Genomic DNA, 19,728 nt, shown 5'->3' on the forward strand with positions numbered 1-19,728 from the left:
GGCTCACGCAGCACCCAATCGAATGTTCGAAGTGTTAGACGAGACGAACGAAAAGATCGTTGCGATTCGCGTCGGGCGGGGGTCGAGAGCAGGCTATCGAGAGTTGTACTCGCTACTCGTCGAAAAAAGTGACCAGCACGGACGCATCCATGTGTACGAGGAAGTTCCGAACTGGACGTTCGGGACGTTTCTCACACATCTCCACGGGGTGATTCCCGATCTCCGGTACGGCCCTGACTTCGATATCGACCGGTACGCCGCAGTCGGCGATTCGAGGTGGGCGACGCTGCTCTTTGACTGGTGGCGTGTCATCCGGCCGATCTGGCCGGTCGCGCCCGACGAGATGCGATATTTCGACAGTATCGAGCGCGAGAGAGCGCTCGACTGGCTTTCCGAGAAGGGATGAGTGACAGATAGGCTTCGGTTCCCGTACCGCAAACAGCACGTTCTCGCCCCGGAAGATTGGCATCCCAGCGGATGAGATACGTCTCTGCCGTGAGTTTCGATGAGGAATCAACAGTTCCACCGTAGTACGGCAAGCGAGAAGTGGTCACACGACTGCGAGGAGCGCATCCGAAGCGGCGCTGACGATCGCCTCCCAGAGGCTGTTGTGACCGAACACCGCTTCCGGGCCGGTCGCTATCCCTAAGATCGTATCCACCCCAAAGAACGCAAACAGTGCCGCGCCGGCGTAGTGGGCCTTCCGGACGTCGAAGCGGTGTGAGAACGTGTGGAAGAAGTACGCGTTCGCAAGGCTCACCGGGATGATGACCAACATTTCACCCGCCCAGATCGCGGCACTAGCCCCGTACTGTGCCGCCAGCCCGATGGTGACAAGCTGGGTCTTATCGCCGAACTCCCCAGCAGCCATCATCGCGAAGATGGTGAGAAATTCGCCCAGTTGCCCGCCGATCGTGTAGCCGAACGCTTCGAACTCCGGGTTGATCTCCGTGATTCGTGTCCCGACGACGCCACCATCCGTCTGTGTGCCGCTCTCGACTGGGACAGTATGGCTGCCAGGTGCTGACCGGACGAGTAACACCGCGAACAGCAGGAAGAGCGCCGCCGTAATCCCGTCGAGGACGACGCCCGGGAGCGCCTGCTGGAGCGCCTGGCCGAACAGGATCTCGAGGACGGTCCAGCCCGCGAATGCCGTCCCGGCCGCCGCGACAACCAGCAGTGGCTTGAACCGGGTCGACAGTCCGGCGATAATGAACTGGACTTTCTCCCCTGGCAGTACGGTGAGCTGTGCGATGGCCGCGATTACGACGATCTCCAGAAATGGCGTCATGCGTCACCCCGGTGCTCAACGCTACCCGAGTCGTCGGCGTCGTTCACGGGGGTCACTCGGATCGACGTCGCAACCCCTTCGGGAATGGCTTGCTCAGTATCGTCGACAGCGAGAGTAAGCATTCCGAACGGGGCGATGTCAACAATACGGACAGCTGTGCCCGGCGTGATCCCGACGTCGGCCAAGTATGCGAGGTCGTTCTCGTTGCGATCGCTAACGCGAGTGATGACCACTCGATCGCCGACCTCACAGGCTGACAGGGGTGTCATCGGGTCCTGATTCGGCGGCTCTAGGTCTTCGCTTGGAATCGGATCGCCGTGGGGGTCTCGCCGGGGGTTTTCGAGTGTCTCGGCGAGCCGCCGTTCGAACTCCTCGCTGATGTGGTGTTCGAGTCTGTCGGCTTCCTCGTGGACCTGTTCCCAAGGGTAATCGAGGTGGTCGGCCAGATAGGTTTCGAGGAGCCGGTGATGCCGGAGTACTTCGACCGCAACGGTTTTGCCGTCGTCGGTGAGTTCGCTTCCATGGTACGGTTCGCGTGCGATCAGTCCCTGCGCTTCAAGTCGGTCAAGCGTACTCGTAACCGTCGCCTGTGCCTTATCGAGCCGATCGGCAATATCAGATGTTGACACCGGTGGACCCGCTTCCTGCTGGAGGTGGTAGATCGTTTTGAGGGTGTCCTCAACTACTGGACTCGAATCCATTTAGACCGTTATTTAGACCCATCTAATTTAATACTTGGGGATCATTGAGAGAGTCGGTTACATCAATTTTCTGTAATTGTGATAATAGAGTTCATCGGCCTTGTTTGGACGCTTCTGAATTGGTTGGTTAGTGGCTCTGTTGGGGTCAACAGGATCTGTCCGTGAGTGCCTCTCAATCCGCTTTGGTGGTTTGGATAGAGACCGGAAACGGTGATTCCACCGCGTCTAAACAAGCCCGAGTTCATCTTATCGCAGCAGGCGAAGTAGGTGTATCAAAATGAAGTTGGTGAAAAGAGGTTAACCGTCTCTGGGGGTGATAAAAAGAAGCCTACGAACTCTCCTTGGTCGAGTTGGAATCGTACAGAGATGTGATTGGGTACCTCACCGTTGATTGATTAGGTCCGACGATGGTCAATTCCACCGGCGACGTTGAGGAGCGCGGAGACTATCGTTAGTCCGAGTTGTGGTTCCCGAAACCAGAAGGCCGTAGAGGTAATGACGGCTCGAAGCCCTACGAGCAGCAGTGAGAGAGCCGGCACGTCTTTATTGACACTTCCAACGCCACCTCCATCACTCGTGTACCGGGCCCCTCGCCAGATTCACCAACTGGGAGGCGACCTGCTTCATATGGAATACGCTCAGTTTGGACGCTCCAGACCACCTTTCCTGATTCGTTTACTTCGACAAACCGGCGATTCAACGTGTCTGTGATCAATGTATTCCCGTTCGGGAGATGATCAGCATCTTGAGGCCAATTAAACGTGATACCACCAGCACGGTCGAGTGTCCACGCTGGTTCCACACTCCCATTCTCAGTCCGGTGGAGTTCGACGACCCAGTCGTGCTCGCTATCAGCGACGAGGACGGCATCATCCCCGAGCCACTGAGGATTGTGCTGGTGGTTGAGCACGTCAGGGTCGCCACATCGAATATCGCCATCACTGTCATAGTCGGCTAACTGGCATGATATATGACAGTTGGTCTCGTTTGAATCGGTCGTGTCTTTGTTGTTGACGTCGACGACACCCTCTCCGCGCTTGATGACGAGAAGCTGGTTGGCGTTCCGCACTGAGACGAGATAGTGTCCGGTGCTGGTGACGCCCACGTCGTTGATGTGTAGCCAGTCGGTCGTTGTCGGATCTTGTGGGGCGTCGTAGAACGAACTCGCATTCCACTGCCACGTGACTTCGCCGTTCTTGACAGTAAAGATACGCTTGTACTCCATATCGGTGACCAAATATTCACCCGATTCGAGTCGTTCGACATCGTGGACTACGCTGTTCTTGTTCGTTCGCACCGGGAAGCTATACCCCGAAAGCACCTGCAGGTCTTTCCCGGGGTCAATGACTCGGAATCCCGTTCGGGTACAGGGAGACTCGTCTGATCCGCACGAAGCGTACCCGCTGTCCATGAACCCGGCTAACACTGTTCCGTTCTCTGTTTGGGTGACGTTAAAAATAGCTATCAGCACTCGATTCACGTCACGTAGTGTTCGTACCGTTGAGGAGGTAGACGCTATGCCGCATTCGTGCCAGCCTGGACCACCCCTCTGAGACTCGACCAAGGTTTGGGACGTCTGGTTTATCTCCGAAGCCGTCCCAATCGCAGGGGCGAGCATTGTACTGCTAACAAGCGTGAGAACGAACAGAACCACGCCGAAAAGGATTGGATAGCTGCCCCACGGAGATCAGGAACGGGGTTCATTTCTGGATATACAGCGAGTACATGATAACCGCGAGACCAAGGGCAACGAACAGGCTGTTGATGAGCACGCCGAGGGCCAATCCGACAGAAAAGAACTGGTTGGCCACGCCAGTCAGGATTGCCCCGAGTGTGATAATACCGAACCCGACACCAAGGACACGTAGTGAATCCTCACCCGTGCGTCGATAGGCCTTAAATGCAATGTAGGTGATCCCGCCACCGAGAAACAGGATTACGAACTTGACGACTGCAATCGCCGTGATGACGCCGTTCATACTTCGTCTCCCATCATCGACCAGATATCTACAAGCCGTTCATCGGTGGACTGTGGGGGCCGCTCAATACTCACCGAAAACTCGCCTGTATCGTCCACAGATATCATCACGTTATCGAATGATCTTTTGTAATGGGTAACACGTCCACCCCCGGAATTGATCGTATCCCACTCTCGGACAAGGGAAGCGGAACTGAGTAATTCTAATTTACGATACAACGTCGACTTTGGGATGTCACAGACATCATTCAATTCGTTCGCGGTCATGGGTTCAACGGTTTGGCGGAGGATGGAACGACAGTCGGGATCATCCAGCGCATCAAGGACTTCCTGTAACGCCGGTGCGTCCTCGGATGCCGCTGAATTATTTCCCATAATTCAATTAAATACATTGGACGAAAAATAGTGTCCGATTGTTTTTTGACGGTTCTCCTGATGAAGCAGGGCTGGGAAAAGTCTCGATTCCCAGCTCAAAAGTAACGATTTGAAAGAATAGAGAGGTGAGCGAAGACTTAGTGACATAATATTGAGAGGAGTATATTTTGTATTGATCTCTGAGTCGGGGTTCATTATTTTCAGATGGATCTTATATTCCCCTACAGAGCGAGCAGGGATAGGAAACGTATCATGAATTAATATTTCATGAGATGTGATACATAACCCACCTTCTGTCTGTGTCTGGAAATCATTCATATTAAATTAAATTTGTATGACCCAATATCCATTATTATACAACAAATTGCTATTTTATATATCCTTTTCGTACACTTCGAGAAGCTCCTTATATCGATTTTGTATTGTAACTTGGCTTATGTGGGCGACTTCGCTCACAGTCTCTTGTGTGAGCTGTTCGTTCGTAAGATGGGTCGCAGCATATAACGCAGCAGCCGCTAATCCTGCCGGGTTCTTCCCACTGTGTACCCCATTTTCTGTCGCAACCTCAAGAATTTCTCGAGAACGCTGTTCCGCTTCATCGCTCACGCCAAGTGATGAAGCGAATTGTGGAAGAAATTGAGTCGGAAGCTCCGGTTCAATTTTTAACTCAAGTTCACGGGATAGATATCGATACGCTCGCTGGACTCGGATTTTTTTAACACGACTCACATCAGAGAATTCTTCTAATGGCCGTGGCATTCCATGCTGTCGTGTAGCCGCGTACAGCGAAGCTGTTGACATCCCTTCAATCGATCGGCCGGGTAGTAAGTCCTTCTCTACAGCACGTCTGTATAGGATACCCGCTGTTTCTCGGATTGATTTCGGAAGGCCGAGTGCAGACGCCATCCGGTTTATTTCACCGAATGCTTGTTTAAGATTTCGTTCATGAGAATTTTTTGCTCGAAACCGTTCATCCCACATCCGAAGACGCTGTAACAGAGCGCGTTGACCATCAGGAACTGATTTTCCGTTAGCGTCCTCATCTCGCCAGCCGATAGTTGTACTTAAACCCTTATCATGCATCAGCCGTGTTGTTGGGGAACCAACACGACTCTTCTCATCGCGCTCCTCTGACGTGAACGCACGCCACTCTGGACCATGATCGATCCGGTTTTCCTTGAAAATCAACCCACAATCTTCACAAGTTGATTCACCTCCGGTATCGTTATGAGTGATTTGACCTGAACACTCGGGGCACACGCTGTTTTCAATGTACTCTGAGGCCTGATTGAGATTATCTAACGGCTGTTCGATGTTATGTTCTTGGCGCATAATAGTAACCCGATGAATAGGTTTGTTCCCCCCAAATCGTGGGGCTTCTTACCTGTTCTGAGGGGTAGCTGCGTATTGAACAAGTGGCGGAATCCCATTCGGGAGGAATCCGACCTATACCTTTGTAACCAAACTGTTGATAGACTTATTGTAATTAGGAAGCATCCTATCAATAAAAATATGTTCACCGGTATAATGAATACTAATCATTCAATTCACGATGGGGTGGTCAGCCTAGTAAATAAAGAACAACGACCTGTCCCCTTACTAAACGAATTTTAGATGGGGTACGAACGGAACCAATTCGTATTGGAAAGTCTATTTCCGTCGCAGAGATCGCAACAATTGGGATTTTCTGGTTCAGCCTCGGCCTCGGACTGCGACCATGTGTCCTCGGTTGGTACCAACGAATTCTGATGAACCCACTAGTAATCGTCCTAGGTGTTACAGCAATCAGGTCTCATCTGTCAGTTTGGTGGACTAACATTCACTTATCGGTTCCTAGTAGAGTGTTCTCAACGTATCACCCGATGGTACAGGCGGCGACAACCTCCTGCTCATACAAATCACCGTGCGCCGCTGTACGATGACAGACTCCCGTAGATGGACTAACAATTCCGAATCTCCCACTCCTGGCATTCATGCACATTACAGCCACAGAAGCTATTTGTTTGGCTGTATCTGAGAGACAAACGAACAACATCAGACAATTAATGATCAAAAGCGCCAATTTATCAGCACAACTCAGTATCGGAACTCGACGTATTGCTCACGCAAACCGATCAGTAACAGGTATTTTCAAATGACAAATTTAATTACACGGATCCAGTCTGTCGGCAGTGCAGTTGGACTGACGTACGGCTCAACGGTTATTGGATCGATTATTGTCACCATCGCTGCCGCATTACTGGGCGCATTCGGGATCGACGTAACCGCTCGTCCATCATTGCGCCTCGTGATGACCACGATCTTGTTACAAGGAGTAACATTCGGAGGGCTCTCAATCCTCTATCTCAGATTCCGCGGTCTCAACTACACATTCGTTTCGCTTTCGATTCCGGACCGCCGGGATATTGCTGTGACTATCGGAGGAATAGGTACGCTTCTCAGCCTACTCGTTGTCTCATCACGCATCACTTCCGCACTTGGACTGGAATCTGCAGAAAATCAGGTAGTAACGATTGGTCAACAGAATCCAACAGCCTTTCTGGTTCTAATTCCTCTATCGTTTTTGTTAGTTGGTCCGGGCGAAGAGCTCCTATACCGAGGATTGGTTCAGGGGACACTTCGAGAAACACTACATCCAACCCGTGCAATCGTTCTTGCAAGCATCCTCTTCGCGTCGATCCATCTCTTTTCGTTGAGCGGGGAAGGGAAACTCGTGTACGTCGGTATCGCATTCATTCTCGCCTTGGTACTCGGTGCGACCTACGAATACACCGATAACCTCACTGTTCCGGCCGTGATTCATGGTGCGTATAATGCGATACAATTTACCATCGCATATCTAACAGCTACTGGCGGCGTGTAACTGTTCGCTATCTGTTGATAGCGTATTTGTTTCTTTGACCGCTACACAAGTGCCTTACTTGCGGATAGTTTGACTGTAGCCGAATATGTTCGTAGGGGTCTCTCACTGACGGGGATTCCGCATTCCTGTTTTAATACGACAACAAAGTATTCCAAATGTACCATGACTAGATCTTTCGGTGCCCCTGGAACCGGACTATCCCGGAGAGAATTTCTCGCTGCGACTGGGGTGACAGGCGTGTCGGCGTTGGCGGGCTGTTCATCCAAAACAATCGACGCGCCGACAGCGGCCACGGGCACCCCGAGTGAAGCACAGACGACATCGTCTGATCTTCCCTACACCAGTCCTCCGACGGTGATTAATGTCGACGAACAGGGAGGATCCGTGACGATGGGGACGCAGCCGGCGCGACACGCGGTCCATCCACTTGATTCAATGGGCGGCCCGGTCGAGTTTCCCCGAGTCTGGGCATGGCAGGCCGACGACAACGACCCGAGCGTTCCAGGCCCGATCCTTCGGACAACCGAAGGGAATGACATGGAAGTGACCCTCGACAATACGAATGGGCGTCGACCCCATACCATCCACTTCCACGGGGTCACCAAAACATGGAAGAACGACGGTGTTCCGACATCGACCGGAATCCAAGTCCCGGCGGGTGAGAAACACACCTATGAAATTCCGGCGAACGTTCCGGGGACGCACCTGTACCACTGTCACTTCCAGACACACCGTCACATCGATATGGGAATGTACGGTATCTTTCGGGTCGACCCCGAAGGCTACGAGTCGGCGGACCGGGAGTACTTCATGACGATCAAAGACTGGGACTCACGGATCCCGGAAAAATGGGCCGGAGAGGCGGATTTTACCTACGATACGACCTCGCGGACTCCGGACGTCTTCACGGTTAACGGGAAGAGCGCACCCCGGACGCTCCACCCCGAACAAGGGTCACCGATCATTGTCGATCAGGGCGATCAGGTCCGTATTCACCTCGTCAACGGGGGATACATGTCACACCCGATACACATCCACAACCACCGCTTCCGGCGCGTCGAAAAGGACGGTGGGACGGTTCCGGAGGCCACCCGCCACGACATGGATGTCACGAATATTGCACCCGCTGAACGACACACAATCGAGTTCACGGCGGACGCAGACCCCGGGATCTACCTCATGCACTGCCACAAAGTCAACCACGTGATGAACGGGTCGTTCTACCCCGGTGGCATGCTTACGGGGGTTGTGTATCGCTCCGTCATGGATACGGACATCTTCAGCCAGCTCATGGAATACGCCGGCTACGAACCGAACTGACACGATCAGACACCCTCCCCCCTCCCTCCGAGCCTTTCTAGTCGGGGCTCTACAGCACGGTTCCACTCATACACAGACTCTCAGGTGGTCACGAGGTGCGTCTCGGGGAAACGAGAGAGACAGATAGTTGTGTGTGAGTTACTAAGCTCGCGTAATGACTCAGAAAGGCCGGAAAGAGAAAGCGGATGGTGACAGACCGAAATCTCGCAGAAGGTCGATCCGCCTACTCGTCCTGGTTTCTGTCGGGATCAGTCTCCTTTCGCTGGTCCCCACAGTTTCGGCCCACGGTGGCGCCGAGGCGTCGGGTTTCACACAGTCGCACGGGCTGGCGATCGCTGGTATCGGCGCCCTCGCAGTCGGTGCGCTCGTTCTCCTCAAGCGAAGGGAACGGATCTCACCGAGAGCCGCTCTGTACGGGATTGCGGTCGGCATCGGAGTTGCTGTCGCCGGTGCGATCCTCTTTGAGGGCCTGGCCCCGGATCCGACGTATCAGGCAGATTCGATGCCGTTCTCGCGGTCTTTGTATCAGCCGCTCGCGATCGGAACCGGCCTGTTAGTCGTGGTTGCGAGTTTTATCACCGGACTCGTTCGATGGACGACACGTCCTCGGTACATGGCTCTCGGAATACTGTTCGGCGGCTGGATACTGTATCCGTATCTGCTGCCCGGGTTCAGCGGCTACACCAATCCGATAGGATACGGGATCGTCCTCGCGACACCGCTGCTCGTCGGATACATTCTCTGGAAAGACGTTGGCGCGGCGCTGTCGACGATCCTTCGGGATTCGGTGGCGCGTCGGTTCGGATTCAGCGTCGGAGTCATGGTGAGCCTCTTCTTCATGGCGACGGCAGGATACCTGTCGTTCTTCAGTGAAGAGGGGGCTCCGCAAGAGACGACCATAGCTGTCCTGAACGTGCTGTATCAGATCGTGCGATGGCCCACCCTTGAGGTACTGCTTCCTGACGTCCCGTTTTTCATCGCGATCTCGCCTGGAGTGGTCATCGTACTGGGACTACTCGGCGTTCTCGTGGGATTGAACGCAGCCGCCGTCGCTCACTCGTGGCGTCTCGATCGGCAGGCGGGCGCCACACAGAGCACGGCCGGGACGGCGACGGTCGTCGGTGCGTGTACGTGTGGGTGTTGTGGGCCACTCGTCTCCCAAGTCGCCGTCATCGCGGCCGGCCCGACGATCGCGGCGCCGATATACTGGATCTTCGTCGATTCGGCGTCGCCACTGAGTTCAATATTCTTGTTAGGTAGCATCGCACTGTTCACCGGCACGCTCGTGTATTCGATTGACTCCCCAGCACCTATCCGAAAAGATACGTCTGAGATCAGTACGGGAGTCACAGAATAGGCGTCTCGGCCACATCGATCCTCCGTTGCTGATCGTTCATCAAGTTTTGTTGAAACGAAGTGCGGACCACCGGACGTAGTAACCCGAATGAAGACGCTTCAGACGGACGGACACTGTGAGTTTGGGGGCAGTACCGGACAGGACCGCTACGGACTAACGCGGAATTCGCCGTGTTTCATCCCGAAAAAGTACGCGACCACCGAGAACGCGATCATCGAGGGAAGAACCATCATAAATACGGTCGAAGGTGCCATCACTGCGGTTAGCGCGACCGTTGCGACAGCGACGATCACGGCGAGCGGAACCACCGAACGTGTAAAGTCGAACTCCATAGTTGTAGTAGTATCTAGACAAGCATAGTCCTTAAGAAACAGAAGGAATGAGGAGCCGGATGGTGACCCCAACAGTCGGATCAACGATGCGCGAACCTTGATATCCACCCTTCATACCACGTCGGTGAGACAGCTCGGATCCGTGCTCGTTTGGAGGCCGTACCCCTCATCAAATTAGCTTCCGTTGAGTGTTTACCGCGATCAACCCACCGCCGGCAATGACCGCGGCCGCTGCCGTCAGCGGATTGAAGAACCCGACAGCCAACGCCGCGAGGGCGATACCATTGTAGGAGAACGCGAGGAGGTTGTTCTGTTTCACGCGGCGGCGAGCCGCTCCCGCGAGGTCGAAGGCGGTTTCGACAGAGCGGATGTCGTTGTCGACGATGGCAATGTCGGCAGCGTCGGCGGCTAGTGCTGTACCGCCGCCCAGAGAGATACCGAGGTCGGCAGCGGCGAGGGCCGGGGCGTCGTTGGTACCGTCACCGACCATCGCGACCTCCCCATCAGATTTGAGCCGCCGGATCGTTGCCGTCTTCCCCTCCGGCGGAACCGTCGCAAAGACGTGCGTCACGGCGTCGTGTCGCTTGAAGAAGTCCGTTGCCTCCTCGTCGTCGCCGGTCAGGACGACGATCTCCGTGCCCCGTTCCCCAAGCCGAGAGACGGTGTCATCCCAGCCGTCTCGCGGCTCGTCCCCGACGACAATCAGCCCCTCTGCTGTCCCGTCACGACCGACGACCACCGGAAGCTGTCCGAATTCCTGGGCGTCGGCGATCCGAGATCGGATGTCGTCGTCGACGGTCCACCCCTGTTCTGCGAACAGATCAAGGTTTCCGACGAGGTACGATGTGTTGCCGATCACGCCTTCGATACCGGACCGATGGTTCGTGAACTCGCGTATCTGACCGACGCCTTCCGTTCCGGCCGCGTCATCTCCGGAGTCCGGCTGATCCGCTGTGCCGTCGCTACCGTCTTTCCCAGCGAATGCCGTCGTGATAGCGTTCGCGGCGGGATGTGACGCCCGTTGTTCGAGTGCGGCGACGGCGTCGAGCAACTCGGGAGGCGCGTCCGCTTTGATCACTTCCATCTCTCCGGTTGTGAGTGTCCCCGTCTTATCGAAGACGACGATATCGACGTCGCGGAGCCGTTCAAAAACTGTTTCGTCGAAGATGATGATCCCGCGGCGGAGCGCACTGGAGAGGCTCTTCGCGACCGACAGGGGCGTCGCAAGGCCGAGAGCCCACGGTGAGCCGGCAAGGATGATCAACAGCGCGAGGAGGAGGGCATCTGGCAGGCCCATCCCGAATGCGAGTACACCGACGCCGCCAACCGCGACAGCGGCTCCGACGACGAGGAAGACGGCGTACGACGCGAGTTGGTCAGCATGGCGTTGGACGCCGTGAGTCGCGCTCTGTAGGTCCCAGACGGCAGTCGTTATCCGGTCGATACTACTCGTTAGGTCCGGGGCGACACGGACCAACGCTGCCCCGTCCGTCACGATCGACCCCCCGATCACGTCGTCGCCGGCGCGTTTGAGCACCGGAAGTGACTCCCCTGTCACGATCGCTTCGTCGACGGTACAACTGTCTTCAACCAGTTCACCGTCTATTGGAACACGTTCGCCCTGTCGGACGAGCACGACATCCCCTGTACTGAGATCCTCCACGCGAACTTCCTGAGTCTCCCCGTCCGAGTCGTACGTTCGTGTACTCTCGACCTGTGAAATGGTGAGTTCGGTGAGACGATCAAGTGCCCGCTGTTTGATCGACGATTCGTAGAATACCATCGCGGTAACCGCAGCCGTGACGATGATCGCGAGATCATAGAAAATGTCGTTTTGCCCGAGAATAACGGCAGCCGTACTGTACGCGTACGCGCTAACGGCGGTGAGCGCAACCAACAGGTCGGTGTTCGGGCGTCGCATTTTGAGACTGATATACGCGCCACGCAACACTGGCAGACCGGTGAAGACGAGAATGATACCAGTCATCACGAAATACAGTCGGAGGAACACGAATGCCCCTTGACTGTTTAGCCGAAATGTGCCCTCAAATATTTCGAGCACTTGCCAGTCGAAAATCGACGCGAGCTGCGCTGGATAGAGGATCGCAACGTATGGAACCAACAGAAACGCACCGAAGAGGAACCCAACGGAGTATCGCATACCCAAGAGCTGGTCGTCTCGGCGCTTTCGAATCCCACCCATCTCCCGCGATCGACGTGTCGTGCCACCGGCCTCACCCACGTCTGATGAGGCATCTTCACGGAGATACGCGGTGTAACCCAGCGAGCTCAGTGCCTCGCGCAACGATTCCTTCGAAACAATGGCTGGGTCGTGTTCAACTCGGATCGTCTCCGTGACGTAACTCGCCTCGGCACTAGCCACTCCCTCTTGTTTATCGGCAAGAGATTCAAGATACGCCTCACACGTCGCAGAATACATTCCGTCGATCCGGAGGAACGTTTGAGAACGATGTTGATTGGGAGGACCCGTGTCGTCTCCCTCTTCGATCTTGCTCTCAGATGAGGTTTGCGTGGCATCGGGAGAATCGGAAGCTCCGAGCGTCGTATACACATCGTGGCAACCACTCGAACAGAACGATTGTTCACCGACAGTCTCAAATGTGGAAGAGTGAACCTCGCGACCACACAAGTAGCAGTTATCAGTCATAGTTCAACAGAGGGGTGCTTGGTCTGCTTGAAACTATACCGGCCTGAATAGACATCATAAAACATATTATTCCATATAGATTGATCAGGCGCTAGGACGTTGATCGCTCAGTATACAATAATCGGGTCATGTTTATGTGGTTGTTGCTACCTTCCGTATGGTGAGATTCACAGTAGTGTATCTGTGTCGATCCATATTGGTTCTACACGTACACAGTACCCTCAAGAGCAGCCCTTTGTAGGCAGCATATAGGAGCAAAGCACGTTCTACACGTACACAGTACCCTCAAGAGTACACGATAACCATCCTCGCTCACTGATCTCTATGTGTAATTGTACCATGATACCCAACAGGGCAGTTCCAAATGAGGGCTGATCACCGCGCCAGCGGGATGGGTAGTTCCTCGAGAACGTGACAACAGCGGTCCCAAGTGTAGTTAGAGAGTTTCTCGACAGAATTACGCTGTTGAAACACATGGATTCCTCGCACGAGAAATAAAGCACACTCCCGACAGCAAATCCCACGCTGCGATTGATCGCGTAGAAGTCGTTGACTAGAATTTCCATTAGTGCCATCAGCCGCAGATTTTCAAGTGTAATACTACCATTTGCCGAATTTTCACCGATTATGAGACTCAAATTACGATCGATAGTGGATTCAGGTTCGGAAGAAAGCGCCGGATGAAATTGCTAGCTCCGCCTTCAGGGCAGTCTTCATCAAGTTACGCCTCCAAAGGCAGGTTGAATGACTACCACGAGCAAGATATTTTAATAGTAACATTGTTGGTAATCCCACGTGGCAGGTGTTCCGAAAACTCGGTACAACTATTCTACTCAGGTGATACAAAATAATAAGTGGACCCTCGTGAAGTAGAGGGGCGAGACTACGGAAGCAAATATGATTGACACAGTTATCTTACAACGAGGGAGCGACTGGCGCGCGCAAGCGGAGGTTTTCGACGAGATCTTCTTCGTCTTCCTCGCGCTCGGTACCCTCGTCGGCACCATCGTCGTGGCGTACACGCTGTGGAACGTGTACAAGTACCGCGACGACGGGGGCGAACCGAAAGAAGACTTCGACGCGCCGACGGTCGGCGAGCTCCCGACGGGACAGGGTGGTCCGAAAGCGAAGAAGCTCTTCCTCTCATTTGGACTGAGCGCGATCGTCGTTATCAGTCTCGTTGTGTACGCGTACGGGATCCTCCTCTACGTCGAGGAGGGGCCAGACACAGCAGACGAGAGCGACATCGAGATCCTCGTCGAGGGGTACCAGTTCGGCTGGGAGTACGAGTACCCGAACGGCCACACCACGACGGGCGAGATGGTCGTGCCGGCCGATAACCGAGTCAACCTCGACGTGACCTCACGCGACGTGTGGCACAACTTCGGCTCGTCAGAGTTGCGGATAAAATCCGACGCTATCCCCGGAGAGACCAGCGAGGTCTGGTTCTCCGTGAGTTCCGAAGAAGTCGAGGCACAGGGCGGCGAGGCAACGTACCGAGTCGAATGCTTCGAGCTCTGTGGGGCCGGTCACTCTGCGATGACTGGTCAAATCACGGTGCTCCCGCAAGACGAGTGGGAAGAATGGTATACAGGTACCCAAAGTGAAAACACCTCCAATATCGATAGGACTTCCGCCGGAAATACTCCCAGCGTTGACAACGCGATCATTCGAGGTGCCCCTACATGAGCGAACTCCCGCCCACGACTTCGGTCAAACGATGGCTCGTCACGACTAACCACAAGGACATCGGGATCCTCTACACGATCACTGCCCTGTTCTTCCTACTATTCGGCGGTGTCCTTGCTTTACTGATCCGTGTCCAGCTCTGGGAACCAACGAATCAGATCCTGTCCGGGCTGGCGTACAACGAGGCCGTCACTGCCCACGGACTGATAATGGTGTTCTGGTTCCTCTCCCCGTTTGCCTTCGGCTTTGCAAACTACTTCGTGCCGCTCCAGATCGGTGCCGACGACCTTGCGTTCCCACGGCTTAACGCACTCTCCTACTGGATGTACCTGTTCTCAGGCGTATTATTATCAATCAGCTTCTTCCAAGGCGGCACGCTGAGCGCTGGCTGGACGATATACGCTCCGCTCAACATACCCGCGTACACACCGAGTATCGGCTCGACGGGTGCGATACTAGCACTCGCGATGTTCACCATCGGAGTCACCGCCTCGTCGATAAATTTCCTCGTGTCTATTCATCACTCGCGTGCCGAAGGGATGGGAATCATGGACATGCCGATGTTCACATGGTCCATCCTCGCGACCGTGTGGATGATGCTGTTCGCATTCGCCGCATTACTCGCTGCGGGACTAATTCTTGCATCCGACCGTGTACTAGGCTCGGTGTACTTTTCCGCAACAGAGGGCGGCTCCCTTCTGTGGGGCCACCTATTCTGGTTCTTCGGCCATCCGGAGGTGTACATCGTCTTCTTCCCGGCGCTCGGTGCAATGTTGGAGCTTTTCCAGACATTCTCTGGGCGTCGCCTCGTCGGGCGAAAGTGGGTGATAATCGCCATCTGTCTTGTCTCCGTCCAATCGTTCCTTGTGTGGATGCACCATATGTTCCTGACGACGATCAATTTGGAGATCAAGACGCTAATGATGGCAACCACCATCGGTATTTCCTTACCCTTTGACCTGATCGTGTTCTCGCTGATCTACACGCTCATCAAGGGACGAATCCAGTTCACGACACCGTTCCTCTTCGCGTTCGGGGCGCTGCTATTGTTCATCCTCGGCGGCATCACCGGGGTGTTCCTCGGCGCTATCGTCCTCGACTACGAGTTCCGTGGCACCTACTGGGTGGTCGCGCACTTCCACTACGTGATGTTCGGGGGGGCGACAGCGCTGATCGGCGCTGCGTACTACTGGTTCCCGAAAATAACTGGGAAGATGTACGATGAACTCCTCGGGAAGATCCATTTCATACTGTTCTTCATCGGGTTCAACGCCGTCTATTTCTCGATGTTCCTCGGGTGGGAGACCCCCCGGCGTGTCTTCGAATACAACCCCGAACTCCAAATTTACCACCAATTCGGGACTATCGGCGCGTTCGTACTCGGATTCTCCTTCTTCATCATGTTCTATAACTTCGCGAAGTCGTATGTCTCCGGCGAGCCTGCCGGCGACAACCCATGGGACTACTCGCGAACTGCTGAGTGGGCCATCTCTTCACCCCCGCCGCTCGAGAACTGGCCAAACCGGCCGTCCTACGCGTCCGGTAAGCTTGAATTCGTGAAAGATTATGTGCCAGACGGAGGTCCGGCTGTCAAGACCGACGCCAATGGGAACGGAACGACTGACGGTGGTGACACCCACTCCGAACACATCAAAAAATATCCGTACTGGGACAAGCACCCAAGCCACGCAAGTATCTGGCCGCTGGCCCTATCGCTGGCAGTCGGTGTATTGTTCCTCGGACTCACCGGGTTCCGCGATAACGTTGTCTTCGAGCTGGGCGAGTCGCTCACATCGACTGGCGTGACAATCTCGAATCCAGTATACCCGATACTCATAGTTATCGGTCTGGTCGGACTCATTTGGACCGGGGTGAAGTGGGGCCTTGAGGACTTCTATGCCCCACCGACAGAGTTCGCCGAGCGGTGGCCGTTCGACGGCATCGAAAAAGTCAAGCTGGGGATGTGGTTCTTCATCGCGTCAGACGTGATCGTCTTTGGCGCGTTCCTCTCTGCAGCCATCTTCGTCCGGTACAACGCCGGCTGGATGACATGGGAGCCACTGGCCGAACCACTACCGGGGCTGATCAACACGTTCGTACTCCTCACCTCGTCATTTACCGTGATCTTGGCGCTGGTCGCCGCTCGTCGAAAGAATCGGCAGGGCCTGCTCGCGTCACTCGGTACAACGATAGTGCTTGGATTCACATTCTTGGGTATCAAGCTCTGGGAGTGGAACAAAGAGATCTTCGAACGAGGCGTGACAATTTCGGCGAATGCCCATGGTGACCCTATTCAAGCATCGATCTACTACGTCACGACCGGCCTCCACGGGATCCACGTAGTTATTGGCCTTGTGATCGCCATCTTCCTGTTCATCAGGGCCTACCAAGGCCACTACCTCGACGACGAGCGGCCAATCGAGTACTTTGGCCTCTACTGGCACTTCGTCGACATCGTCTGGGTGTTCATCTTCCCGCTGTTCTACCTCTTCTGAATACATCGGAATAATTATAAAATTCCGAATATATTGAATTTTATATTATCAACAGTGTAGATATCTACGACCCATAAATCTCCGCCCACTCATAGTGATTACTGCGACTATTTTCACGGGTGGTGTCGAAAGACGGCGGTTCAGAGGCTCCAATCACCGATCCAGATCATCACGGCGGTAAAGAATCGCAGTAATCACTATCAGTCACGTGTCCTGGGGAGCACCAATTCCGACCGTCGCTGGGGAAGTGATGTCGAATTTGATTCTCCGACATTCCCTCCCGAATGCGAATCATCGAACTGGCAGCGTGATGCTACAGTTCTGTATTGAGAGTGTGGACGGATTTTGCGATGCCACGAACACACGTCGACGACAACACTTGGCGAGAGTGGGTCGATCCCTACATCGTCGATTCCAAGCGGCTCATCACGGTCTGCCGGAACAACCTCCGTTTCAAGCAACTCGAAGACCTAGATGTCGACCTCGTCGAAGGGAAAGACGGGATCCAAATCCAATTAGCCGAGTTCGAGCTGGATATACACTGGCGAGAAGCTCTTTCGAAGTACGCTGAGCAGCATGAATCCCACTGTACGGCTTCGCACAGGCAGTTCTCGAACGAGCAGAACGGGACGATCTGCTCGACCGTCAAGGACCAACCGTAGATCGTACAGTCGCGCGAATACCGGATGAGACGGTTCAGTCATGCCGAGAGGTCGACTCCTTTGAGTCGGCGGGCGTTGATCGCGACGATGATCGTCGACAGTGACATGAACACGGCACCGATGGCCGGCGACAGTAGAATGCCGATGGGTGCGAGGATTCCCGCAGCGAGTGGCAGCGCGAACACGTTGTAGCCGGTCGCCCAGACGAGGTTCTCCTGCATCTTCCGGTAGCTCGCCTTCGAGAGCTTGATGAGACGGACCACGTCGAGAGGGTTGTTGTCGACGAGGATGATGTCGCCCGACTCGATGGCGACGTCGGTCCCGGAGCCGATGGCGATGCCCACGTCAGCCCTGGTGAGCGCTGGCGCGTCGTTGACGCCGTCGCCGACCATCGCGACCAGTTTGCCCTCGGACTGGAGTTGTTCGACCTTCGTGTCTTTCTCCTCCGGGAGCACCTCAGCAAAGTACTGGTCAATGCCGAGTTCTTCAGAGACGGCCTTCGCGACGTCTTCGCTGTCTCCCGTAAGCATCGCCACCTCGATGCCCATCCCATGCAGTGCCTCGATGGCCTGTCTGCTCTCTTCCCGAATGACATCGGCCAGCGCGAACGCCGCGACGACCTCAGATTCGTCGTGAATCAGATAGATAACCGTCTGTGCGTTCGCTCCGGCTTCCTCGGCGAAGGCAGTAATGTCGTCGGATCGCTCGATACCGAGTTTCTCGATCAAATTGGGGCCACCCAGGTGGACCGTTTCGCCATCGACGGTGGCTCTGACACCGAGGCCACGGAGGTTTTCGAAGCTCGAGACCTTCGCCCGTTGGATGTCACGTTCGGCGGCGGCGTTCCGGATGGCGCGAGCGATCATGTGTTCGGAATCGCCTTCGACGCCCGCAGCGACCTCGAACGCCCGCTGTTCATCCCAGTCGCCTGCCGTCTCGACGCCGACGACGCCCTGTTCGCCCTTCGTGAGCGTCCCGGTCTTGTCGAACATCACCGTGTCGAGGTTCCGGGCTTCCTCCATAGCGATACGGTCGCGGATGAGCATCCCGTTCTGGGCAGCCGTGGAGGTGTTGATTGCCACCACGAGCGGGACGGCCAAGCCGAGTGCGTGCGGACACGCGATGACGAGAACCGTCACGACGCGTTCGAGGACGGTGATGTTGAATCCGACCGCGACGACCCACGCAACGGCCGTAATCGCCGCGACGCCGAGTGCGACGTAGAACAGCCAGCCGGCTGCCCGGTCGGCCAGGAGTTGCGTGCGGGATTTGGACTGCTGGGCCTCGTCGACCAGTCGCATGATGCCTGCCAGCGTCGTCTCGTCACCGGTCTTCGTGACGCGAACGCGGAGGCTGCCGTCCTGGTTGACCGTACCAGCGACGACTTCTGACCCGGGTTCCTTGTCGACAGAACGAGACTCGCCGGTGATCATCGATTCGTCGACCGAGGACTCCCCCTCGACGACTTCCCCATCCGCAGGTACACTCGCACCCGGACGGACGAGAACGACGTCGTCCTCGCCGAGTTCGGAGACAGGAATCTCTTCCGTGTCCCCACTCTCGGTGACGCGCTCGGCGATGTCGGGCATGAGCTTCGCCAGCTCGTCGAGCGCCCCGGAGGCCTGCCGGACCGAGCGCATCTCCATCCAATGGCCCAGTAACATGATGTCGATCAGCGTGACGAGTTCCCAGAAAAAGGGCGTCGTCCCTGGAAGGAACAGGCTGGCGATGGAGTAGACGAACGCGACCGTGATGGCCAGCGAAATAAGCATCATCATCCCCGGCTCACGGTTCTCGAGTTCCGTCCGGGCCATCGAGAGGAACGGCACCCCACCGTACGCGAAGACGATCACCGAGAGGACGGGCGTGATCCAGACGCTCCCGGGGAATATCGGTGCCGTGTACCCGAAGACGTCCTGGATGAACTCGCTGAAAAAGATGACTGGCACCGAGAGGACGAGCGACACCCAGAACCGCCGGCGGAACATCCCTTCATG

The 19,728-nt window shown here is 55.4% G+C and carries 16 protein-coding genes and 1 pseudogene; 8 read left to right on the forward strand and 9 right to left on the reverse strand.

Translation table 11 applies throughout. From position 1 onward, the window contains the following. The first annotated feature begins 22 nt into the window (after nucleotides 1–22). Nucleotides 23–406, forward strand: coding sequence for a SpoIIAA family protein (locus HPS36_RS16420; protein WP_049983706.1), 384 nt, complete (start codon nucleotides 23–25; stop codon nucleotides 404–406). Nucleotides 407–550: 144 nt separating this feature from the next. Here HPS36_RS16420 and HPS36_RS16425 read toward each other — a convergent pair whose 3' ends face one another. The 6 genes from HPS36_RS16425 to HPS36_RS16450 form a co-directional block, all read right to left on the reverse strand. Then, nucleotides 551–1,291, reverse strand: coding sequence for a TMEM165/GDT1 family protein (locus HPS36_RS16425; RefSeq protein WP_173231025.1), 741 nt, complete (start codon nucleotides 1,289–1,291; stop codon nucleotides 551–553). Next, a complete protein-coding gene (locus HPS36_RS16430) occupies nucleotides 1,288–1,992 on the reverse strand; it encodes a metal-dependent transcriptional regulator (protein ID WP_049983704.1) in 705 nt (234 codons plus the stop codon). Before HPS36_RS16430 ends, HPS36_RS16425 begins: the two co-directional genes overlap by 4 nt. A 511-nt stretch (nucleotides 1,993–2,503) precedes the next feature. Beyond that, the gene (locus HPS36_RS16435) at nucleotides 2,504–3,472 is read right to left on the reverse strand and encodes an arylsulfotransferase family protein (RefSeq protein WP_230455304.1); all 969 of its coding nucleotides are present in this window, start codon (nucleotides 3,470–3,472) and stop codon (nucleotides 2,504–2,506) included. Nucleotides 3,473–3,692: 220 nt separating this feature from the next. Further along, entirely contained in the window at nucleotides 3,693–3,971 is a 279-nt protein-coding gene (locus HPS36_RS16440) for a DUF7521 family protein (RefSeq protein WP_049983702.1), read from the reverse strand. Further along, nucleotides 3,968–4,345, reverse strand: coding sequence for a winged helix-turn-helix domain-containing protein (locus HPS36_RS16445; RefSeq protein ID WP_080506116.1), 378 nt, complete (start codon nucleotides 4,343–4,345; stop codon nucleotides 3,968–3,970). The genes HPS36_RS16440 and HPS36_RS16445 overlap by 4 nt, the downstream gene beginning before the upstream one ends. A 372-nt stretch (nucleotides 4,346–4,717) precedes the next feature. Further along, nucleotides 4,718–5,677, reverse strand: a complete 960-nt coding sequence (locus HPS36_RS16450; RefSeq protein WP_080506115.1) for a transcription initiation factor IIB — start codon at nucleotides 5,675–5,677, stop codon at nucleotides 4,718–4,720. Nucleotides 5,678–6,054: 377 nt separating this feature from the next. On the opposite strand from HPS36_RS16450, the gene HPS36_RS16455 reads away from it, so the two are divergent. The 4 genes from HPS36_RS16455 (at nucleotide 6,055) to HPS36_RS16470 (ending at nucleotide 9,885) form a co-directional block, all read left to right on the forward strand. Beyond that, entirely contained in the window at nucleotides 6,055–6,267 is a 213-nt protein-coding gene (locus HPS36_RS16455; RefSeq protein WP_230455323.1) for a disulfide oxidoreductase, read from the forward strand. A gap of 368 nt (nucleotides 6,268–6,635) precedes the next feature. Further along, nucleotides 6,636–7,208, forward strand: coding sequence for a CPBP family intramembrane glutamic endopeptidase (locus tag HPS36_RS16460; RefSeq protein ID WP_199712343.1), 573 nt, complete (start codon nucleotides 6,636–6,638; stop codon nucleotides 7,206–7,208). 162 nt (nucleotides 7,209–7,370) lie between these two features. Then, nucleotides 7,371–8,528, forward strand: a complete 1,158-nt coding sequence (locus HPS36_RS16465) for a multicopper oxidase domain-containing protein (protein WP_049983701.1) — start codon at nucleotides 7,371–7,373, stop codon at nucleotides 8,526–8,528. Between the two features lie 154 nt (nucleotides 8,529–8,682). Then, entirely contained in the window at nucleotides 8,683–9,885 is a 1,203-nt protein-coding gene (locus tag HPS36_RS16470; RefSeq protein ID WP_049983700.1) for a hypothetical protein, read from the forward strand. A 146-nt stretch (nucleotides 9,886–10,031) separates the two neighbouring features. Here the strand turns inward: HPS36_RS16470 and HPS36_RS16475 are convergent, their stop codons facing one another. Both HPS36_RS16475 and HPS36_RS16480 read right to left on the reverse strand, forming a co-directional pair. Further along, nucleotides 10,032–10,217, reverse strand: a complete 186-nt coding sequence (locus HPS36_RS16475) for a DUF7333 family protein (RefSeq protein ID WP_049983699.1) — start codon at nucleotides 10,215–10,217, stop codon at nucleotides 10,032–10,034. 169 nt (nucleotides 10,218–10,386) lie between these two features. Then, the gene (locus tag HPS36_RS16480) at nucleotides 10,387–12,885 is read right to left on the reverse strand and encodes a heavy metal translocating P-type ATPase (RefSeq protein WP_049983698.1); all 2,499 of its coding nucleotides are present in this window, start codon (nucleotides 12,883–12,885) and stop codon (nucleotides 10,387–10,389) included. An 897-nt stretch (nucleotides 12,886–13,782) separates the two neighbouring features. On the opposite strand from HPS36_RS16480, the gene coxB reads away from it, so the two are divergent. From coxB to HPS36_RS16495, 3 genes and pseudogenes are all read left to right on the forward strand, one after another. Further along, nucleotides 13,783–14,574, forward strand: coding sequence for a cytochrome c oxidase subunit II (coxB, locus tag HPS36_RS16485; RefSeq protein ID WP_049983697.1), 792 nt, complete (start codon nucleotides 13,783–13,785; stop codon nucleotides 14,572–14,574). Further along, the gene (locus HPS36_RS16490; protein WP_049983696.1) at nucleotides 14,571–17,069 is read left to right on the forward strand and encodes a cbb3-type cytochrome c oxidase subunit I; all 2,499 of its coding nucleotides are present in this window, start codon (nucleotides 14,571–14,573) and stop codon (nucleotides 17,067–17,069) included. The genes coxB and HPS36_RS16490 overlap by 4 nt, the downstream gene beginning before the upstream one ends. Before the next feature lie 199 nt (nucleotides 17,070–17,268). Next, nucleotides 17,269–17,835, forward strand: a pseudogene (locus HPS36_RS16495) (hypothetical protein); the annotation flags it as partial. Here HPS36_RS16495 and HPS36_RS16500 read toward each other — a convergent pair. Continuing rightward, nucleotides 17,770–19,719 carry a copper-translocating P-type ATPase gene (locus HPS36_RS16500; RefSeq protein WP_173231026.1) on the reverse strand — a complete coding sequence of 650 codons (1,950 nt, stop codon included), beginning with the start codon at nucleotides 19,717–19,719 and terminating at the stop codon, nucleotides 17,770–17,772. The pseudogene HPS36_RS16495 and the gene HPS36_RS16500 overlap by 66 nt on opposite strands. Nucleotides 19,720–19,728: the final 9 nt, after the last annotated feature.

It is taken from the genome of Halorubrum salinarum (genome assembly GCF_013267195.1).
GTDB classification, from domain to species: domain Archaea; phylum Halobacteriota; class Halobacteria; order Halobacteriales; family Haloferacaceae; genus Halorubrum; species Halorubrum salinarum.